Genomic DNA, 15,004 nt, shown 5'->3' on the forward strand with positions numbered 1-15,004 from the left:
CTGTCGATGCGGCGTTCTCGCAGGGTTGCGTTATGCTGCGCGGACTCCCAGGGAGCGAGGCGGAATGGCGCAGGCGCGTTAATCTGTTCGACTCTTGGGACACGGACCGGTCTGATTGCCTGTAACGATTCGCGTGGACGGACTGATGCGAAGGCTGATGCTGGGGCTGCTCACGGGCGCCTATCTTTGTCTGGCTCTGATCATCTCCCTGGTGCTGTGGCGCACGGGGGCGGCTCCGGCTGTCGGTCTGTCAGCCTTCATCGGCACGCTGGGCCTGTGCTTTGCGTTCCACGGCATGATCGCCAACACCTTCGAATCCGCGCGCACCCGCATGGACATCGACACGGTTCGTGAGGCCCACGCCATCCTGCTGGACCAGATCGAAAAGATCGACGCCCGGATGAGCGAGCTGGTCGAGAGCGTCGCCCAGGACGCCCAGCGCCGCTCCGAGGAACTGTCGACCGAGGTCCACCAGCTGGAAGACCTGATCGCCACGATGAACGACCGGCTGGAGCATCAGCTGACCCACCAGGTGGCCGCCGCTCGCGTCGAGGTTCGCGGCCGCACGCCGCAGTCCAACGTCATGCTGCAGGTCGTGCAGGACGCCCTGGCCGAGAACCGGGTCGATCTGTACCTGCAGCCCATTGTCAGCCTGCCCCAGCGCCGGACCGTCTTCTACGAAAGCTTCTCGCGCCTGCGCGACGAAACCGGCCGGGTGATGATGCCCGCCGAATATCTGGCCGTCGCCGAGCCCGAAGGCCTGATGACCGCCATCGACAACCTGCTACTGTTCCGCTGCGTGCAGATCGTGCGGCGGCTGGCCAAGCAGGACCGCAAGGTCGGGATCTTCTGCAACATCTCGCTGGCCAGCCTGGCCGACGAGAGCTTCTTCCCGCAGTTCCTGGAATTCATGCAGGCCAACAAGGATCTGGCCGGCGCGGTGATCTTCGAACTGGGTCAGGCCGCCTTTGAGCGTCGTGGCGCGGTGGAAGCCCGCCACATGTCGCGTCTGGCCAGCCTGGGCTTCAGCTTCAGCCTCGACAAGGTCAACGACCTGGATCTCGACTTCCAGGATTTGGCCCGCGCTGACGTCAAGTTCCTGAAGGTCGGCGCCCAGATGATGCTGGACCAGCTGCAGGAGCAGGATGGCAAGCTGGTCATCGCCTCGCTGCCCGACCTGAACGCCAGCGATTTCGCCGCCCTCACCCGTCGCTATGGCATCGAGGTGATTGTCGAAAAGGTCGAGGCCGAGAAGCAGATCGTCGACATACTGGACCTCGATATCGGCTACGGCCAGGGTCACCTGTTCGGCGAACCGCGCGCCATTCGCGACGCCGTGCTGGCCGAGGCCGAGCCTCCGGTCGACTTCATGCGCGGCGCCCTGCGTCGCCGGGCTTCAGGTTGGTGACACTTTTGGGCGCCGGGCCGCAAGCTTCGGAATGACCCGCTGATCCACCGGGCGCATCTTCCCTGCAACAGAGGAGATGTTCCGATGATCGCTTCGACCTACCCCGACGATGACGCGCGCTGGGACGCCATGCGCCGCAAGGACCGCGCCGCCGAAGGCGCCTTCTTCATCGCCGTGCGCACCACCGGCGTCTATTGCGTGGCCAGCTGCGGCGGACGGCCCCTGCGCAAGAACGTCGAGTTCCACGCCACGCGGCAGAGCGCCCGCGACGCCGGGTTCCGCGCCTGTCTGCGCTGCAAGCCCGACGTCGAGCGCGAGGTCCTGCGCTACGCCACCATCCCCACCAGCCTGGGCCTGGCGCTGGTCGCCCGTTCGGACAAGGGCCTGCGCCTGGTGACCCTGGGCGACGAGGCCGCCGGCCTGACGGGAGACCTCGAGCGTCGCTTCCCGGCCGCGCGGCTGGTCGCCGACGCGGACGGCCTGAAGACCGAGCTGGCCGCCGTGGCGGTCTTCATCGACCAACCGGGGAGCGGCCTCGACCTGCCGCTCGACGACCAGGGCACCGACCTGCAGCGCGAGGTCTGGGCGATGCTGCGCCAGATCCCGGCCGGCGAGACGGTGTCCTATGCCGAACTGGCCCGCGCCATCGGTCGGCCGACCGCCTCCCGCGTGGTCGCCAACGCCTGTGGGGCCAATCCGCTGGCGGTGATCACACCGTGCCACCGTGTGGTTCGCGCCGACGGCGGCCTGTCCGGCTATCGCTGGGGCGTGGACCGCAAGGCGGCCCTGCTGGCGCGCGAGGCGGCGTGAGTCCCGACTGGAAGCGGATCGCCGCCGAACTGGACGCTCGCGGCTGGGCCCTGACCGGTCCGATGTTCACCCCGCAGGCCTGCGCCGACCTGACGGCGCTCTATGCGCAGCCGGAGCTGTTTCGCAGCAAGGTGGTCATGGCCCGGCACGGCTTTGGCAAGGGCGAGTACCAGTACTTCGCCTATCCCCTGCCCGAGCCGATCCAGACCCTGCGCGATGGCCTTTATCCGCCCCTGGCCTGGATCGCCAACCGCTGGGCCCAGCGTCTGGGCGAGGAAAGGCGATTCCCCGAAACCCTGGACGAGATGCTGGCGCGCTGCCACGCGGCCGGCCAGGCGCGGCCGACGCCGCTGATGCTGACCTATGGTCCCGGCGACTATAACTGCCTGCACCAGGACCTGTATGGCGAGCAGGTCTTCCCGCTGCAGGCCGCCTTCCTGCTCGACGAGCCGGGCCGCGACTTCGAGGGCGGCGAGTTCGTGCTGGTCGAGCAGCGACCGCGCCAGCAATCGGCTCCGCAGGTCGTGCCCCTGCGCCAGGGCGAGGGCGTGATCTTCGCGGTGCGTGAGCGACCGGCCGAAGGGACGCGCGGCGTCCATCGGCGGATACTGCGGCACGGCGTCAGCGAGATCCGCTCGGGCCGGCGGCGGACCCTGGGCGTGATCTTCCACGATGCGACGTGAGCCTCAGCCCAGCGGCGAGATCCCGAAGAACACCCGGTGCAGGAACAGGACGAACAGCGCGTAGAGCGCCGTCCCGGCCACCACCATGATCACGTCGGCCAGCGGCTTTGTGACCACCGGCGCGGGCTCCCGACGTCCAAGCACCGCGATCAGGTCGATCACGCCATAGGCCAGGAACGCGCCGAACAGCAGCACCGAAGCTTGGTCGCCATTGGCCATCAGGTGCCCCGCCGACCACAGGATGACCCCGATCAGCATGGGGTGGCGCACGGCCGCCTTGATCCGTCCGACCGGGCCGTTGGCGCCCGCCAGCAGGATGAAAGCCGGCAACACCAGCGCCATCGCGGCGTGGCGTCCCCAGCTCGGCGGATCATAGAGCTGCGGGGCCATCAGCCGGTATTGCATCCAGCCCCAGATGATCAGGCCAAGCCCGGCCGCCGCGATCAGCGAATAGAGGCCCTTCCAGCGTCCGGGGCTGGCCGCGATCTGCGCGTCGCGGAACGGCCCGGCGACGATGCGCACGGCGTGAATGCCGAAGAACAGCACAAGTCCCAGGATCAGAATCGTCATCAGGCCCTCCCCGGCTTTGCGCGGGAGGATAGTCACGGAACGCCGGTCGGCGGAAGCGCGACCTCTTGCAAAGCGCGCGCGGCGACGACACCTGAGCGCTCCGGGCGTTGACGCCCTCGCCCCCGACCGGTACCGCCGCCTCCATGATGGATTTTCCAGAACGCCTCTCGGCTCTCCGCGACCGCTACGACATCGTCCTGTGCGACGTCTGGGGCGTGATCCACAACGGCGTGCAGAGCTTCCCGCAGGCCTGCGACGCCCTGGCCCAGTGGGGCGCCCAGGTCGGTCCGGTGGTGCTGATCTCCAATGCGCCGCGCCCGTCGTATGACGTGGTCTCGCAGCTGGACAGCCTGGGCGTGCCGCGCGCGGCCTGGAGCGGGTTCGTCACCTCCGGCGACGCCACCCGCGACCTGCTGAGCGCCCGCGCGCCGGGCAAGGTCTGGCGGATCGGTCCCGACCGCGATGGTCCGCTCTATGCCGGCCTGGACCTGGACCTGACCGGCTCCTGCGAGGACGCAGACTTCATCGGCTGCACCGGCCTGTACGACGACGAGACCGAGGTCCCCGAGGACTATCGCGAGCGTCTGGCCGTGGCGGCCGAGCGCGGCCTGACCTTCATCTGCGCCAATCCCGACCGGGTGGTTCAGCGCGGCGACAGGCTGATCTTCTGCGCCGGCGCCCTGGCCGACCTTTACGAAAGCCTGGGCGGCGAAGTGATCATGGCCGGCAAGCCGTTCGCGCCGATCTATGACCTGGCCATAGCGGAAGCCGAGAAACTGACCGGCAAGCCCGTCGACCGCGACCGCGTGCTCTGCATCGGCGACGGCGTGATCACCGATGTGCTGGGAGCCGAGAACCAGAAACTGGCCTGCCTGTTCATCGCCAAGGGCATCCATGGCGAGAAGGCCATCGGCCCCGACGGCCTGCTCAACCCCGAGGCCGTGCTGGCCCTGCTGGCCGCCGACAAGGTCGGGGCCACGCACGCCGTGGGCGATCTGGTCTGGTGAATTGAGGATCAGCGGTTAGATTGCGCTGCAACGCACAATAAGAACCGCAGGGGAACGCGTCATGCAGGGTTTGTTTCTTGAAGAGCTCAGCGTCGGCCAGAGCGCCGATCTGGTTCGCACCGTCGGCGAGGCCGACATCATCGCCTTCGCCGCCGTGACGGGCGACAACAACCCCGTCCATCTCGACGCCGAGTTCGCGGCGACCACCAGCTTTGGCGAACGCATCGCCCACGGCATGCTGTCGGCCGGCTACATCTCGGCGGTGATCGGCACCACCCTGCCGGGCCCCGGCGCGATCTATCTGTCGCAGTCGCTGCGCTTCAAGCGCCCGGTCAAGATCGGCGACGAAGTCACCGCCCGCGCCACCATCACCGAGATCGACGAGGCCAAGGCCCGCGTCACCCTGGCCACGGTCTGTCTGGTCAACGGCAAGCCGGTGGTCGAGGGTGAGGCCCTGATCATGGTTCCGCGCAAGGCCGCCTGATGAAGCTGAAGATCGTTCACGGCTGGAAGGACCTGTCGTCCGAAGAGCGCGGCGCGGCCGTGGCGCTGGGCAACTTTGACGGCCTGCACCGCGGCCACCAGCAGGTGATCGCCGAGGCCGCCAGGGCGGCTCTCGCCCTGAAGGCGCCGCTGGGCGTGGTCACCTTCGACCCGCACCCGCGACGGCTGTTTCGTCCCTCCGAGCCGGCCTTCCGCCTGATGACCATCGAGCAGCAGGCCCGCGTGCTGGCCGGCATGGGCGTGGATATCCTGTATTTGCTGCCGTTCGACTTCCAGATGGCCAGCTTCTCGGACCGGGAGTTCGTCGAGCAGGTTCTGGTCGAGGGACTGGGCGTCCGGCACGTGGCCGCCGGCTTCGACATCTCGTTCGGCAAGGGCCGCACCGGCAGCCCCGAGGGGATGAAGGCCTATGGCGCCGAGCATGGCTTTGGCGTCTCGATCGCCGAGCCTGTGGCGGGCGAGGACGGCGACAAGTTCTCGTCGACCAGCGTGCGCGACGCCCTGCGCGACGGCCAGCCCGACACCGCCGCCCGCATCCTGGGTCGCCCCTTCGCGATCGAAGGCGTGGTCCGGCGCGGCCAGCAGCTGGGCCGTCAGCTGGGCTTTCCGACGGCCAATGTCGAGATCATCGACTATGTGGTGCCAAAGCTCGGCGTCTACGCCACCCGCACGCGCCTGCCCGACGGCCGCGAAGTGCCCGGCGTCGCCAACCTGGGCAACAACCCCACCACCGGCGCGGTCGAGACCCGGCTGGAAACCTGGCTGTTCGACTTCGACGAGGACCTCTATGGCCAGGTCATCGAAACCCAGCTGGTCGCCTTCCTGCGGCCGGAACTGAAATTCGACAGCATCGAGCTGATGGTCGAGCAGATCCGGCGTGACGAAACGGCGGCGCGGGCGATCGTGGCGCCGGGGTTTTAGCGGCCAACACCGAACGCCCCCTCCGTCACGTCGCCTCCCATTCTTTGCTTGAGGGCGGCGCCGCGCCACCTCCCCCGTACGCTTCGCTACCGGGCAGGAGAAGAACAGCCTACCCCTCCTGCCCCGTGAAACGGGGGAGGTGGCGCGATGCGAATACGCATCGTGACGGAGGGGGCGTCCGGTGGCGCCGGTTCGCCCAACCGGCGATCCCCCTATCCCTGACCGGAGCTTCGCTGTTAACCTCCGTTAACCACCACGGGGGCGGGATGTTGAAAGCGCGCAAGTACGAGCATTTCGCCAGGGCGCGCCGTCCCGCGCCCAGGCGACGCCACGAGATCCTGTCCTATCCGGCCGACGCCCAGTTCGTGTTCGACACCGGCAAGGCCGTCGAGGTCGAGGGCGGCTATTGCGCCCTGCCCAATGGCGACCTACTGGACGCCTATTCCAACGCCGTGGTCCGCGCCGTCGAGGTGGTGGGGCCCGCCGTGGTCCGCGTCCACCCGATGCTGGAAGACCCTCGCATGCAGGGCATCGGCTCGGGCTTCGCCTTCGCGCCCGGCGGGCTGATCCTGACCAACAGCCACGTGGTCCAGGGCGCCAGCCGTTTCGTGGTCATCACCGCCGAGGGCCGCAGCCTGACGGCGCGCTGCGTGGGCGATGATCCCGACACCGACCTGGCCATCCTGAAGGTCGACCAGAACATCGACATCCCCATCGCCCGGCTGGGCGACTCCAAGAAGCTGCGGCGCGGTCAGCTGGTCATCGCCATCGGCGCGCCGCTGGGCTTTGAGGCCACGGTGACCACCGGCGTCGTCTCGGCCCTGGGCCGGTCCCTGCGCGGCGAGCGCGGCCGGCTGATCGAGGACCTGATCCAGACCGACGCCGCCCTCAATCCCGGCAACAGCGGCGGCCCGCTGGTCAATTCCGCCGGCGAGGTGGTGGGCATCGCCACCGCCGTGATCGCCGGCTATCAGGGCCTGTGCTTCGCGGTGGCGGTCAACACCGCCACCTATGTGATCCAGGAACTGCTCGACCACGGCTTCGTGCGGCGCGGCTCGATCGGGATGATCGCCCAGCAGGCCCCCATTCCCGCCGGCCTGGCGCGCGCCACGGGCGTCACCCAGCCCTATGCGGTGTTCGTCGCGCACGTGGACGCCGGCGGCCCCGCGGCCAAGGCCGGGGTCAAGGAAGGCGACCTGCTGATCCAGGCCGGCGACCAGATCCTGACCGGCCTGGACGACCTGCTGCGGGCGCTGGACCACCACGCGATCAACAAGCCGACGCTGTTCACCCTGATCCGCGAGGGCCGGCTGATGACGGTGTCGATCACGCCGAGGATCCGCAAGCGGAGCTAGGGGCAACGCCCACTGGCCTTGCCAGCAACCCTCTGCTATCCCCCAGCCCATGACTTTCGTTCGGAAACCTTCGCGAATTATCCGCCCGGCGTAACGCTGGACGCAGGTTCGAGCGCGCGCCGGGATCGACACCCGCAACCCTTTTCCGAACTTCCAAGCTGGATAGCTCTCCCATGGCCGACGACGCCACGACCGCCCGCGACTATCGCGAAACCGTCTTCCTTCCCGACACCCCGTTCCCGATGCGCGGGGGCCTGCCCAAGAAGGAGCCCGAGATCCTGGAGGCCTGGGCCGCCCTGTCGGACAAGGGCCTCTACGGCGCGGTGCGCGCCAAGCGCCAGGCCGACGGCGCCCCGCTGTTCGTGCTGCACGACGGCCCGCCCTACGCCAATGGCGCCATCCACATCGGCCACGCCCTGAACAAGACGCTGAAGGACTTCGTGGTCCGCAGCCGCTTCGCCCTGGGCTACGACGTCGACTACGTGCCCGGCTGGGACTGCCACGGCCTGCCGATCGAGTGGAAGATCGAGGAAGAGTTCCGCGCCAAGGGCCGCCGCAAGGACGAGGTCCCGGCCGAGGAGTTCCGCACCCGCTGCCGCGAATACGCCGGCGGCTGGATCGAAGCCCAGAAGGTCGAATTCCAGCGCCTGGGCATCCTGGGTGACTGGTGGAACCGCTACGCCACCATGGACTATACGTCCGAGGCCACGATCGTGGCCGAGTTCCACAAGTTCGCCGCCTCGGGCCAGCTCTATCGCGGCTCCAAGCCGGTGATGTGGAGCCCTGTCGAGCGCACGGCCCTGGCCGACGCCGAGATCGAGTACCACGACCACGTTTCGCCCACGATCTGGGTGAAGTTCCCGGTCAAGGTCTATGACGAGGAGCACTACGCGCTGTCGGGCAACCCGGCCGGCGACAATGTCTTCCGCCTGCCGCCCAACGACGCCAGCGTCGTGATCTGGACCACCACCCCGTGGACCATCCCCGCCAACCGCGCCATCAGCTTCAACCCCAAGGTCGAGTACGGCCTCTACGAGGTGGAAGCCATGGAGGAGAACCTTGAGTTCGCCCCGTGGTCGAAGGTGGGCGACCGCCTGATCGTGGCCGACAAGCTGGCCGAGGACGTGCGCAAGGCCGCCAAGGTGGCCCAGTGGCGCCGCGCCGAGCCCGTCGATCCGACGGGCCTGGTCTGCGCCCATCCGCTGGCGCAATTCGATGAGGGCTTTGGCTTCGACGTGCCGCTGCTGGCCGGCGACCACGTCACCGACGACGCCGGCACCGGCTTTGTCCACACCGCCCCGGGCCACGGCGCGGACGACTATCTGGTGTGGCTCAAGAGCGGCTACGCGCTGGACTCGATCCCCGACACCGTCGACCCCGACGGCGCCTATTTCCCGCATGTGCCGCTGTTCGCGGGCCTGAAGGTCATCGAGACCGAGGGCAAGAAGGCCGGCAAGTTCGGTCCGGCGAACGCGGCGGTCATGGACAAGCTGATCGAGGCCGGAAACCTGCTGGCGCGCGGCCGGGTCGAGCACAGCTATCCGCACAGCTGGCGCTCGAAGGCCCCGATCATCTTCCGCAACACCCCGCAGTGGTTCATCCGCATGGATCAGCCGCTGGACAGCGGCAAGACCCTGCGCGAGACCGCCGTCCAGGCCATCGCCGACACCGCCTTCCACCCCGACGCCGGCCGCAACCGCATCGGCTCGATGGTGGAAAGCCGTCCCGACTGGCTGGTCAGCCGCCAGCGCGCCTGGGGCACGCCGCTCGCCATGTTCGTCGACAAGGACAGCGGCCAGCCGCTGATGGACGAAGCCGTCAACGCCCGCATCCTGGCGGCCATCCGCGAAGGCGGCGCCGACGCCTGGTTCCTGCGTCCCGACGCCGAGTTCCTGGGCGAGGCCTATGACGCCGCCCAGTACGAGAAGGTCGGCGACATCCTCGACGTCTGGTTCGACTCCGGCTGCACCCACGCCTTCACGATCGAGGGCCGGGCCGACAGCCATTGGCCGGCCGATCTCTATCTGGAAGGCTCCGACCAGCACCGCGGCTGGTTCCAGTCGTCCCTGCTGGAAGGCTGCGGCACCCGCGGCCGCGCGCCCTACAAGGCGGTTCTCACCCACGGGTTCACCCAGGATGAGAACGGCGAGAAGATGTCCAAGTCCAAGGGCAACACCGTCGAGCCGCAGACCGTCACCAAGGAAAGCGGCGCGGAGATCCTGCGCCTCTGGGCGGCGATGGTCGACTATTCGGAAGACCAGCGGATCGGCAAGACCATCCTGGCCACCACCACCGACGCCTATCGCAAGCTGCGCAACACCACGCGCTACCTGCTGGGCGCTCTGGCCGGCTTCGATGAGGCCGAGCGGGTGACCAACTACGATGACTTCCCGCCGCTGGAGAAGTTCATCCTGCACCGCCTGTGGGAGCTGGATGGCCAGGTGAAGGCCGCCTACGAGGCCTATCGCTTCAGCGACGTGACGCGTCCGCTGATCGAGTTCTGCCAGGGCGACCTGTCGACCCTGTTCTTCGACATCCGCAAGGACAGCCTGTACTGCGACGCGCCGTCGTCCTTGCGCCGCCGGGCCTATCGCACGGTGCTGGACTATGTGTTCGAGCGCCTGACCATCTGGCTGTCGCCCCTGACCAGCTTCACCATGGAAGAAGCCTGGCAGACGCGCTTCCCCGAGGCGGGCTCCAACAGCCTGCGGGTGATCCCGGAGACGCCGGCGGCGTGGCGCAACGACGCCGAAGCCGCCCGCTGGGCCAAGGTCGAGATCGTGATGTCGGTCGTGACCGGCGCCCTGGAAGTCGAACGCCGCGAAAAGCGGATTGGCTCGGCGCTGGAGGCGGCGCCGGTGGTGCATGTCGCGGACGCCGACCTGCGGGCCGCCTTCGACGGCCTGGACGCCGCCGAGGTGTTCCGCACCAGCGCCGCGACCCTGGTCGCCGGCGAGGGTGGCGCGTTCACGACCGACGAGGTCAAGGGCGTGTCGGTGGACCCCGTTCAGGCCGAGGGTCAAAAATGCGCCCGCTCGTGGCGCATCCTGCCCGAGGTCGGAACCGATCCCCGCTATCCGGAGCTTAGCCTTCGTGACGCCGAAGCTGTGGCATGGTGGGATAGCCAGAAGGGGTGACCCCCTTCCCCCTTGATGGGGGAAGGGTTGGGGATGGGGGTGGCGCGGCGGCTAGACTGGATCAGTCCCCGCCAAATTTCCGCCGCCGCATCACCCCCACCCTGCCCTCCCCCATCCGCCGACGGGAGGGTCGAGACCTGAATTGAAGAGCCTGGGGGCTGAAAGAATGACGATCAACATCACCCGCCAGGGCTGGATCGCCTACGCCATCGCCGTCGCCACGGTCGTGCTCGACCAGCTGAGCAAGCTGTGGATCCTGCACGGTCTGAAGCTGGAAACGCGCGAGTCGATCCCCCTGCCCGGCCCGCTGGACCTGACCATGGTCTGGAACAAGGGCATGAGCTTTGGCCTGCTGAACGGCCACGGCGAATGGAGCCGCTGGCTGCTGACCGGCTTTTCGGCTGTCGTGGTTGTGGCCCTGACGATCTGGGCGCGCAAGGCGACCAAGCCGCTGATGGCCGTCGGCCTGGGCATGATCATCGGCGGGGCCATCGGCAACAACCTGATCGACCGGGTCCTCTATGGCGCGGTCGCCGACTTCATCGACGTGCGCGACCTTTATTTCCCGTGGATCTTCAACATCGCCGACGCCGGCATCTCGATCGGCGTGGCCTTCCTGCTGCTCGACAGCTTCCTGACGGGCGAGGACAAGCTGGCCCATCCGACCGAATAAGGCCGCAATCGCAAGAGACATTGGCGCCCGCGCGTTGATGTCGTATCGAGAGCGTCCAAAATTCTGGTCCCGGGGCGGGGCCTACCGGAGCACGGGTTTCATGAGTTTCAATCGGGTCGCGACCCTGAGCGTTCTGGCCGCCGTGGCCGCCACGGGCCTCGCCGGTTGCCAATCGGCCTCCAAGGCGCTGGGCATGAGCAAGGTGGTCCCCGACGAATTCCGCGTCGTGACCAAGGCTCCGCTGGTCGTGCCGCCCGACTACGCGCTGCGTCCGCCGGCCCCCGGCGAGCCCCGCCCGCAGGAACTGCAGCCCGAAAGCGCCGCCCGTCAGGCCCTGATCGGCCAGAGCATGGCCGCCGGCCGCTCGGACGGTGAAAAGCTGCTGGTCGCCAAGGCTGGCGTCGACAAGGCCGACCCGCTGATCCGCTTCGTCGTCGACGACGAAACCGGTGACCTGGCCCACAAGGACGAGGGCTTCGCCAGCAAGGTGATGTTCTGGAAAAAGGACAAGGCCGCCGAAGTGGCCTCGACGGCGACCGAAACCGGCGCCAACGCCCCGGTCGTGGTCGACGCCGCCGCCGAGGAAGCCCGCCTCAAGGCCCTGATGGGTCCCGGCAAGGTGGTGATCAGCCGCGACAAGCAGACCCGGATCAAGCTGCCGGGCCTCTAGGCTCCAGCCATCCTCGAATTCCAACGGCCCGGACGCGCAAGCTTCCGGGCCGTTTTCGTTTCAATCTCACAAAACCCGCTCTTCCCGGCGAAGGCCGGGACCCAGATTCAGCCTGAGCGTTTGGGGATGACGCGCCTTCGGCCTCTGCCAAATTGACAAGGTCATGGGGTTCGATCTGGGCCCCGGCGTTGGCTTCGCCGCCCTTCGGGTCGCCGGGGAGAGCGAAGTCGGGTTCAATCCCCCGGCGTCTTCACCGTAAAGCCCTTGGCGCGTATTCGATCCAGCAGGCCGTTCTGGGCCACCAGCCCACGGATCGAGAACAGGGCCACCGCGTGGCCGGGCGTCTTCATCGCCTCGGTCAGGGCGGCGACCTCGTCGTCCATGGCCCGCTGTTCCAGCTCGACCATGCCCGGCAGGCCGCGAATGCAGCGCTGGAAATTGCGCGGGCCGGCGATGGCCCCGCGCACGTCGCCCCGCGCCCAGGCCGCGGCGGCCGAGCGGGCCGCAGCGGTTCCGGCCTCGGCCTCGCTCAGAACGCCCTCTAGGCAGGTCACCCCGACTTCGGCGGTATGCTGGCGCACGGCGGCCTTGACCACCGGCATGGCCTTGTACGTCACAGCCGGCTTGGCCTTGAGCCGATGCTTGCGGGCCAGCTTGCCCAGCGTGCGTTCCGGCTCGCCGGGGTCCAGCTTCGAGGTCTTCTGATAGTCGGTGGCGATCATGATCCCGGCCCCCAGCGGGCTCCATTCGCGGTAGGCGTCCGGCTTCTTGCCCAGCTGGGCGCGAACCCGGGCCAGGCGCGGCGCCAGCTCGGGCGCGGCCTGGTCGAGCGGCTGATCGGATTTCAGCCTGGCCCGCAGCTTCAGCAAGGCGGGGATGTCGGTCAGGCCCGCGCGCCCCTCCGGCGGCAGGATCACCGCGAAGGCTCCGTCCAGCCGACGGTCCAGCACAGACGTATCCCAGGCCGCGCCCTTGGGCAGCGAGGCCAGCGTGCCCAGCATGTAGATCGTGGTGTCGCCGTCGGAGATCCGCCACCAGGCCGGCCCGGGAAGCTTGGCGTTGACCACCAGTTCCTCGACCAGATTGGCCTCGGGATCGTCGGGGACTTGGGCGTGGGCCGCCAACGGCAGGGAAGCCAACAGCGCCAGCGCCGCCGCCAAGGTCTGCGATCTCATCTTCAACTCACCCCCATGCCGTAGATCGCGAGATGACAGGGAGCCTGCGGCCAAAGCGTGGCCCTGCAAAGCCGATCCTGCATCCGATGTCCTTGCGACCCGGCGTGGCGGAATCGATCTAGGATGGGTCTTCTTCGCGTCCCTGGCGGGCTGTTGCCGCCCGCCTCCGAAAGCCTGCCATGCCGATCCTTCGTCTACCGCCCGAAACCGTCAACCGCATCGCCGCCGGCGAGGTGGTCGAGCGGCCGGCCAGCGCCATCAAGGAGCTGGTCGACAACGCCATCGACGCCGGCGCCACCCGCATCGAAGTCGAAGCCCATGGCGGCGGCCTGACCCGCATTCTGGTGGCCGATGACGGCATGGGCCTGAGCGCCGAGGAACTGCCGGTCGCCATCGAGCGCCACGCGACCTCGAAGCTGGCGCCCGACGCCGACGGCCTGTGGGACTTGCTGCGGATCCACACCATGGGCTTCCGGGGCGAAGCCCTACCCTCGATCGGCTCCGTGGCGCGCCTGTCGATCAGCTCCCGGGCCAAGGGGGCCAAGGACGCCCACTCGATCCTGGTCGAGGGCGGCCAGGTCGGCGATGTGGCCCCCGCTGCGTTCCCCGGTCCCCACGGAGCCCGGATCGAGGTGCGAGACCTGTTCTACGCCACCCCCGCCCGGCTGAAGTTCATGAAGTCGGAACGCGCCGAGGCCCTGGCGATCACCGAGGAGATCAAGCGTCAGGCCATGGCCCATGAGGCAGTCGGCTTCTCGCTGGATATCGACGGACGCCGGGTGCTACGCCTGCCGCCCGAGCATCCGGGACCGCAGGGCCGGCTGGCGCGGCTGTCGGCGGTGCTAGGCCGCGATTTCCAGGACAACGCCATCGAGATCGACCAGACCCGCGACGGCGTGCGCCTGACGGGGTTCGCGGGTCTGCCGACCTACAACCGGGGCAACGCCGCCCATCAGTATCTGTTCGTGAACGGCCGCCCCGTGCGTGACCGGCTGCTGCAAGGCGCCCTGCGCGCCGCCTATGCCGATTTCCTGGCCCGCGACCGCCACCCGACGGCGGCGCTCTATGTGTCGCTCGATACGGCCGAGGTCGACGTCAACGTCCATCCGGCCAAGGCCGAAGTGCGCTTCCGCGATCCGGCCCTGGTGCGCGGCCTGATCGTCGGGGCGCTGCGCCATGCGCTGGCCGGCGCGGGCCATCGGGCCTCAACCACGGTGGCGACGGCGGCGCTGGACAGCATACGCGCCCAGGGTGGCTCACCTTTCGCCTTTCAAGGAGGCCAGTTCCGCCCCGATCCTTCGCCCGCCGGCTTCTCGGCCTGGCGCGAGGGCGGCTGGGCGCCGCCGCGACCCCAGGTGCTGCCGGGCCTGTCGGACGTCTCGGCGCGGGTCGAGCCGGGGTTCGGCGATGTGCTGGCTCAGGCCTATGACGCGGTCCAGGCCCAAGAACCGCAAAATTATCCACAGGCGGATGGCTACGGCGCCGCGCCGGTGTTCGACCCCGTCGACTTCCCGCTGGGCGCGGCCCGGGCCCAGGTGCACGAGACTTATATCGTCGCCCAGACCCGCGACGGCATGGTCATTGTCGACCAGCACGCCGCCCATGAGCGGCTGGTCTATGAGCGGATGAAGGGCGAGATGGAGGCCGGCGGCGTGGCCCGCCAGACCCTGCTGCTGCCGGAGGTGGTCGACCTGGATCCCGCCGAGGCCGAACGGGTGATCGCCCGCGCCGAGGAGCTGGCGACCCTGGGCCTGATCGTCGAGAGCTTCGGCCCCGGCGCGGTGCTGGTCCGCGAGACGCCCGCCCTGCTGGGCAAGACCGACGCCGCCGGCCTGGTGCGCGACATCGCCGACGACCTGGCCGAGAACGGCCAGGCCCTGGCGCTGAAGGAGCGGCTGGAAGAGGTGTGCTCCACCATGGCCTGCCACGGCAGCGTCCGCGCCGGCCGCCGCCTGAACGGGGCCGAGATGAACGCCCTGCTGCGCGAGATGGAGGCCACGCCCCATTCGGGCCAGTGCAACCACGGCCGCCCCACCTATGTGGAGCTCAAGCTGGCCGACATCGAGCGACTGTTCGGGCGGCGATAGCCGC

Annotated in this window: 13 protein-coding genes; 11 read left to right on the forward strand and 2 right to left on the reverse strand. The window is 68.6% G+C overall.

The genetic code is table 11. The features are described from left to right. The first annotated feature begins 145 nt into the window (after window positions 1-145). From tipF to ACW17V_RS16615, 3 genes are all read left to right on the forward strand, one after another. Window positions 146-1,408, forward strand: a complete 1,263-nt coding sequence (tipF, locus tag ACW17V_RS16605) for a flagella assembly cyclic-di-GMP phosphodiesterase TipF (protein WP_492106160.1) — start codon at window positions 146-148, stop codon at window positions 1,406-1,408. An 84-nt stretch (window positions 1,409-1,492) separates the two neighbouring features. Further along, on the forward strand, window positions 1,493-2,218 hold the full coding sequence (locus tag ACW17V_RS16610) for a methylated-DNA--[protein]-cysteine S-methyltransferase (protein ID WP_492106161.1): 726 nt from the start codon (window positions 1,493-1,495) through the stop codon (window positions 2,216-2,218). Then, entirely contained in the window at window positions 2,215-2,901 is a 687-nt protein-coding gene (locus ACW17V_RS16615; protein ID WP_492106162.1) for a 2OG-Fe(II) oxygenase, read from the forward strand. The genes ACW17V_RS16610 and ACW17V_RS16615 overlap by 4 nt, the downstream gene beginning before the upstream one ends. A 3-nt stretch (window positions 2,902-2,904) precedes the next feature. Here the strand turns inward: ACW17V_RS16615 and ACW17V_RS16620 are convergent, their stop codons facing one another. Next, entirely contained in the window at window positions 2,905-3,471 is a 567-nt protein-coding gene (locus ACW17V_RS16620; RefSeq protein ID WP_492106163.1) for an NnrU family protein, read from the reverse strand. A 143-nt stretch (window positions 3,472-3,614) separates the two neighbouring features. On the opposite strand from ACW17V_RS16620, the gene ACW17V_RS16625 reads away from it, so the two are divergent. The 7 genes from ACW17V_RS16625 (at window position 3,615) to ACW17V_RS16655 (ending at window position 11,738) form a co-directional block, all read left to right on the forward strand. Continuing rightward, a complete protein-coding gene (locus ACW17V_RS16625) occupies window positions 3,615-4,478 on the forward strand; it encodes a TIGR01459 family HAD-type hydrolase (protein ID WP_492106164.1) in 864 nt (287 codons plus the stop codon). 61 nt (window positions 4,479-4,539) lie between these two features. Further along, the gene (locus ACW17V_RS16630) at window positions 4,540-4,962 is read left to right on the forward strand and encodes a MaoC family dehydratase (protein ID WP_492106165.1); all 423 of its coding nucleotides are present in this window, start codon (window positions 4,540-4,542) and stop codon (window positions 4,960-4,962) included. After that, the gene (locus ACW17V_RS16635; protein WP_492106166.1) at window positions 4,962-5,903 is read left to right on the forward strand and encodes a bifunctional riboflavin kinase/FAD synthetase; all 942 of its coding nucleotides are present in this window, start codon (window positions 4,962-4,964) and stop codon (window positions 5,901-5,903) included. Before ACW17V_RS16630 ends, ACW17V_RS16635 begins: the two co-directional genes overlap by 1 nt. A 266-nt stretch (window positions 5,904-6,169) precedes the next feature. Beyond that, entirely contained in the window at window positions 6,170-7,258 is a 1,089-nt protein-coding gene (locus ACW17V_RS16640; protein ID WP_492106167.1) for a S1C family serine protease, read from the forward strand. Window positions 7,259-7,431: 173 nt separating this feature from the next. After that, window positions 7,432-10,395 (forward strand): isoleucine--tRNA ligase, encoded by a 2,964-nt coding sequence (gene ileS, locus ACW17V_RS16645; protein WP_492106168.1) that lies wholly within the window; start codon window positions 7,432-7,434, stop codon window positions 10,393-10,395. Window positions 10,396-10,561: 166 nt separating this feature from the next. Beyond that, entirely contained in the window at window positions 10,562-11,068 is a 507-nt protein-coding gene (gene lspA, locus ACW17V_RS16650; protein ID WP_492106169.1) for a signal peptidase II, read from the forward strand. A gap of 100 nt (window positions 11,069-11,168) precedes the next feature. Continuing rightward, entirely contained in the window at window positions 11,169-11,738 is a 570-nt protein-coding gene (locus tag ACW17V_RS16655; RefSeq protein WP_492106170.1) for a DUF3035 domain-containing protein, read from the forward strand. 233 nt (window positions 11,739-11,971) lie between these two features. Here ACW17V_RS16655 and ACW17V_RS16660 read toward each other — a convergent pair whose 3' ends face one another. Then, a complete protein-coding gene (locus ACW17V_RS16660) occupies window positions 11,972-12,913 on the reverse strand; it encodes a TraB/GumN family protein (protein WP_492106171.1) in 942 nt (313 codons plus the stop codon). A gap of 179 nt (window positions 12,914-13,092) precedes the next feature. Here ACW17V_RS16660 and mutL point away from each other — a divergent pair, with 179 nt between their 5' ends. Then, window positions 13,093-15,000 carry a DNA mismatch repair endonuclease MutL gene (gene mutL, locus ACW17V_RS16665; protein ID WP_492106172.1) on the forward strand — a complete coding sequence of 636 codons (1,908 nt, stop codon included), beginning with the start codon at window positions 13,093-13,095 and terminating at the stop codon, window positions 14,998-15,000. Window positions 15,001-15,004: the final 4 nt, after the last annotated feature.

Source organism: Caulobacter sp. FV2ye17ST (assembly GCF_058680955.1).

Coding starts and splice junctions, on each gene's coding strand:
- tipF (WP_492106160.1), top strand. CDS start 146: ATGCGAAGGCTGATGCTGGGGCTGCTCACGGGCGCCTATCTTTGTCTG.
- ACW17V_RS16610 (WP_492106161.1), top strand. CDS start 1,493: ATGATCGCTTCGACCTACCCCGACGATGACGCGCGCTGGGACGCCATG.
- ACW17V_RS16620 (WP_492106163.1), bottom strand. CDS start 3,471: ATGACGATTCTGATCCTGGGACTTGTGCTGTTCTTCGGCATTCACGCC.
- ACW17V_RS16625 (WP_492106164.1), top strand. CDS start 3,615: ATGATGGATTTTCCAGAACGCCTCTCGGCTCTCCGCGACCGCTACGAC.
- ACW17V_RS16630 (WP_492106165.1), top strand. CDS start 4,540: ATGCAGGGTTTGTTTCTTGAAGAGCTCAGCGTCGGCCAGAGCGCCGAT.
- ACW17V_RS16635 (WP_492106166.1), top strand. CDS start 4,962: ATGAAGCTGAAGATCGTTCACGGCTGGAAGGACCTGTCGTCCGAAGAG.
- ACW17V_RS16640 (WP_492106167.1), top strand. CDS start 6,170: ATGTTGAAAGCGCGCAAGTACGAGCATTTCGCCAGGGCGCGCCGTCCC.
- ileS (WP_492106168.1), top strand. CDS start 7,432: ATGGCCGACGACGCCACGACCGCCCGCGACTATCGCGAAACCGTCTTC.
- lspA (WP_492106169.1), top strand. CDS start 10,562: ATGACGATCAACATCACCCGCCAGGGCTGGATCGCCTACGCCATCGCC.
- ACW17V_RS16655 (WP_492106170.1), top strand. CDS start 11,169: ATGAGTTTCAATCGGGTCGCGACCCTGAGCGTTCTGGCCGCCGTGGCC.
- ACW17V_RS16660 (WP_492106171.1), bottom strand. CDS start 12,913: ATGAGATCGCAGACCTTGGCGGCGGCGCTGGCGCTGTTGGCTTCCCTG.
- mutL (WP_492106172.1), top strand. CDS start 13,093: ATGCCGATCCTTCGTCTACCGCCCGAAACCGTCAACCGCATCGCCGCC.